The organism is Okeania sp. SIO3I5 (assembly GCF_010672085.1).
Lineage (GTDB): Bacteria > Cyanobacteriota > Cyanobacteriia > Cyanobacteriales > Microcoleaceae > Trichodesmium.
This window is the reverse complement of the sequence record NZ_JAAHHT010000103.1, coordinates 26,042-30,624: the sequence shown is the minus strand read 5'-3', so window position 1 is coordinate 30,624 and position 4,583 is coordinate 26,042. Positions and strand designations below refer to the sequence as shown.

The window sequence follows — 4,583 nt, the reverse complement described above, 5'->3', positions numbered from 1 at the left end:
CCGGAGCAGGTTCAGAATTTGTCATTTCAATTCCTCTCCTTTTTTGAGTAGGGAAGTGTGGGAAGTGTGGGGAGTGTGGGAAGTGTGGGAAGTGTGGGAAGTGTGGGAAGTGTGGGAAGCGTGGGGGGTGTGGGGGGTGTGGGAAGTGTGGGGGGTGTCGGAAGTGTGGGAGAAAAGTCTGCTTTTATTCATGTAGCTTGCGTATCCAAATCCTCCCAATCCTCCCTATCCTCTCTATCCTCCCTATGCTTTCTTGAGTAGGGGAGGTGTGGAAGAAGCAAAAAATATTTACCCTTTAGTATAAAATATTAGAGAAAATTTATTCTAAACCTAAGCTATGAGTCTGAAATTATACTTTATCCGACATGGAGAAACTACATACAGTAAAGCAGGAGGTTACTGTGGCATTTTAGATCCAGAATTGACTCCCGAAGGGGCACAAATGGCAGAACAATTTGCTCAAAATTATAGTTCATTAAATTGGACTGCTGCTTATGTTAGTCCAATGAAAAGAACCATTGCTACTGCCAAACCTTTGTGTGATGCGGTAGGTTTAGAAATGCAGCTACGGGATGGTTTAAAAGAAATTTATTATGGAGAATGGGAAGGAAAAACCCCAGAAACAGTCAATCGTGACTACCATGATGATTATGTTCGTTGGTTAACAGATCCAGGTTGGAATTCTCCTATTGGTGGAGAAAAAGGTATAGATATTGCTCGTCGCTCTGCTCAAGTAATTCAAGAAATTCAAGACAACCATCAAACAGGTAATGTATTAGTAGTATCTCATAAAGCAACTATTAGAATCATGCTTTGTGATTTATTAGGAATTGATATAGGCAGGTTTCGCGATCGCATTATTATGTTAGTTGGTGGAGTAAGTATTGTGGAAATGGGTCCTCACGGGCCATTGTTACATTGTTTATCAGATCGTTGTTATCTAGACGAAAAATTACGTTACAGGGAAGGTTCGTGAGCTTGATAACTATGTATTTTTAAAGTGTGGAAGTGATTTGACGATTTCAATTTGGAAATAAAAGGATAGGTTGTTTCATCAACTGCCAACCCGGATACAATCTGAGAATGTCAAAAATCTTCCACCTTTCCTCTATATTTCTTGTCAAAAAGTAGAATCAAGAAACAGAAATTATTACTAAACTATGAAAATTTTAGTTTTAAATGCAGGATCTAGTTCCCAAAAAAGTTGCTTATATGAAATTAGTGGAAACTTACCAGAAAATCCACCAAAACCGATTTGGGAAGCAACCATTGACTGGACTGCTAATAATGATTATGGGATTTTGGAAATAGAAGCAAACGATGCCAAAAAAGAGTTAAAACTTAACCCCGAAAAACGCTTAGAAGGTATTTCTAAAATGTTAGAAACCCTCAGTCAAGGAGAAACAAAAGTTATAGAAAACCTATCCGATATAAATGTAGTTGGCCATCGAGTCGTTCATGGCGGTTCAGATTATTCTGAAGCAACTTTAATCACAGATAAAGTCAAAGCAACAATTCAAAATCTTATTCCTCTAGCACCTAATCATAATCCCAATCATTTAGAAGGAATTGAAGCTATTGAAAAAATTTTAGGAGAGACACCTCAAATAGCAGTATTTGATACGGCATTTCACAGTCAAATGCCAAAAGAAACTGCTGTTTATCCAATTCCTTATGAATGGTTTGAAAAAGGAATTAGACGCTATGGATTTCATGGGACAAGTCATAAATATTGTTCTCAAAAAGCAGCAAAAATATTAGGTAAACCACTAGAATCTTTACGGATAATTACCTGTCATTTAGGTAATGGTGCTTCCTTAACAGCAGTCCGTAATGGAATTAGTATTAATACTACTATGGGATTTACTCCACTAGAAGGATTAATGATGGGAACTCGTAGCGGTTCAATTGACTCAGCAATTCTGATTTATTTGATGCGAGAATATGGTTTTGATGCCGAAAAATTAGATAAAATGCTGAATAAAGAATCAGGTTTAAAAGGCATTTCTGGAAAATCGGGAGATATGCGTTATATAACTAATGCCATCCAAGAAGGAGACAAACTTGCTCAATTAGCATTTGATATTTATATTCATAAACTCCGTTGTTCTATAGGAGAAATGCTAGCTTCTCTTGGTGGTTTAGATGTTTTAGTATTTACTGCTGGAATAGGAGAACATTCCGCAATTGTCAGAGAAAAAACTTGTGCAGGTTTTGAATTTTTGGGGTTAAAAATTGACAAAGAAAAAAATATAAAACCTCATATAAATACTGATATTTCTGCCCCAGATTCCAAATTACCAATTTTGGTAGTACATACAGAAGAAGATTGGGCGATCGCCTGTGAATGTTGGCAAAAAATTAGAATTTAGAATTTAGAATTTAGAATTGTTTGAATTCTGTATTCTTTTATAGCAGTCGAATATTGGGCGCGGACATTTATAAATCCTGTTTGCGGAGCATTTCCCTATCAGAAAAACCTTTTGACAGCTTACTATTGCCTATTGCCTATTGCCTATTCACGCTTCGCCTAGCGCTACAATAACGCAAATTTTGCCCAACTATTCTGACTCCTGAGTCCTGACTCCTAACTCCTGGTAAATTTTGACTTTTGACTGAGGCAAAGCGGTACATTAGTATAGTAGTGCAGTAAAATTACTGTTATGCTTGATAAAAACCTTAACCTACCAAATATTCAGCTAATAGCAGAAAGTCCTCTGGATTATATGGAAGAAGAAGAACTTCCCAAGCCAGATCCAGAGGAAGTTCTGCCATTGCTCACATCCTCAGAACCTTCTCAACGGATGATGGGCGCTAGGATTTTCTGTGAACTTCAGGACGAGCGGGCTATTTCCCCATTAATTCAACTATTAAAGGAAGATTGTCCATTAATACGTGTAAGTGCTGCTTATGCTTTGGGCCGTAATCCTAGTCCAGATGCTGTGGAACCCCTAATTGCACAATTGAATTTGGACTTTAATGGCTATGTTCGTAAAGGAGTTGTTTGGGCCTTGGGGAATTGTCGCGATCCTCGTTCTCTACACCCTTTGGTTGATGCCCTGAGAACAGATATTCCAGCAGTGCGTTTATGGGCAGCTAGTTCTTTGGGGCAAATAGCTCAAGTAAGTTATGAGGTGGTAGTAGGAGCAATACCACCATTAATTGAAGGCTTGCGACGAGACTCAATATCTGCAATACGTAGTAATTGTGCATGGGCCATTGGTCAGTTATGTCGAGAATTACCTTCTAATATTGTTTATGCTGGTGCAATTGATGCTTTGATTGAGGCATTAGAGGAAGATGAAGATATGGGCGTGCGGGAAGATGCTAAATCATCTTTATTACGAGTGGGAGATCCCAGAGGTTTGCAAGTTATTGAAGACTCAGAATTAGAAGGATTATAAAAAAATATATAGCGTGTATATTTGAGATGCGAACACATAATTTAATACTTTAGGGAACAAGGAGCAGTAGAAGATCATCATAAACTATTTTGCAGGAGAAAAAATGACTATCTAGTTGAAAAATAATTGATGAAAGGTAGATATGATTAGTATTACTAAATATTTAGCTAAATTGAATTGTAAATTAAGGTGGTGATGATGAAATGAGAAAACAAAGATGTTTTTTTATTTCAAATTGCTCCTTATTTTCTAAAGTTTTACTGTGGGTATTTAAAAAGACATGATCTGGCTAAAGTTAGAAGTTAAATTCGTAGCATTAGTAAATTTGAAAGGCGCGAAAATGTCCTAACCGCTCTGGCGACTGCTATATAAACAGATAAAGAATTCTTGGCTTGATCGGGACTTAGGGAAACTCTGAAACAATACCCTATTTGTAGAGGGTAAATGGCAGTAGAGGGCAAATGCCATTTGCCCCTACTAGATATAGGGGTTCTGGGTAAGTCCTGTTTATAAAATAGTTTTTATTATTGTTAGGATTTAGGCAAGCAAATGAGAAACTGGGTTTATTGCCTTAATTATTTTTGTTCAAATCACGAAATTTTGTCGCTCAACCCCGTTTATGTGTAAGTCCCGATCAATTTATGGGATAATTGTTCAAGTTAATTAAATAGAATAGTCGGTTATGACCAAAACTTCACTTAAGAAAACCACATCTTCCTATCAACCTTCCTCTAAAAAGGATAAAGGAAAAACCAGCTTTCAAAAAACAGAAATACCAGTACAACCAAAGAGAGAATATTTGTCACCTGAGACTCTGGAAAAACAGGGATACAAGCAGCCTAAACCAGGGGCAATAATAGAGAATGTGATGGCTGCCCAACTTGCGGGTATGGGCGATCGGCCTTCATGGAATGTAGGGGAGTTGGGAAATATATTAAGAGCGCCTCGCCCATTTCATAATTTAGGTGGTGTGCCTATTCAGCCGAAGTTCACTGCACGACGGCCTCCTTTAGGGAAAGTAGGGGAGTTGGGAAATATATTAAGAGCGCCTTGCCCATCTCATAATTTAGGTGGTGTGGCAATGCAGCCGAAGTTAACTGCACGACGCCCCCCTTCATATAGAGGAGGTGCGATCGCAAAGGAGCAGGTTTCGGAAAGCATAGGCAATCGCAATGAAGA

At 38.0% G+C, this 4,583-nt stretch carries 5 protein-coding genes; all 5 read left to right on the top strand.

Annotated features, from left to right (window positions below; genetic code table 11):
* Positions 1 to 57 precede the first annotated feature (57 nt).
* Positions 58 to 261: a hypothetical protein gene (locus F6K40_RS21860; RefSeq protein ID WP_293139212.1), complete on the top strand. Its 204-nt coding sequence runs from the start codon at positions 58 to 60 to the stop codon at positions 259 to 261.
* Between the two features lie 76 nt (positions 262 to 337).
* Complete coding sequence (locus F6K40_RS21855; protein WP_293139211.1) at positions 338 to 976, top strand: histidine phosphatase family protein; 639 nt, start codon at positions 338 to 340, stop codon at positions 974 to 976.
* A gap of 184 nt (positions 977 to 1,160) precedes the next feature.
* The gene (locus F6K40_RS21850; protein WP_293139210.1) at positions 1,161 to 2,372 is read left to right on the top strand and encodes an acetate kinase; all 1,212 of its coding nucleotides are present in this window, start codon (positions 1,161 to 1,163) and stop codon (positions 2,370 to 2,372) included.
* Between the two features lie 291 nt (positions 2,373 to 2,663).
* The gene (locus F6K40_RS21845) at positions 2,664 to 3,404 is read left to right on the top strand and encodes a HEAT repeat domain-containing protein (RefSeq protein WP_293139209.1); all 741 of its coding nucleotides are present in this window, start codon (positions 2,664 to 2,666) and stop codon (positions 3,402 to 3,404) included.
* A 682-nt stretch (positions 3,405 to 4,086) separates the two neighbouring features.
* A partial coding sequence (locus tag F6K40_RS21840) for a hypothetical protein (RefSeq protein ID WP_293139208.1) occupies positions 4,087 to 4,583 on the top strand: 497 nt, incomplete at its 3' end.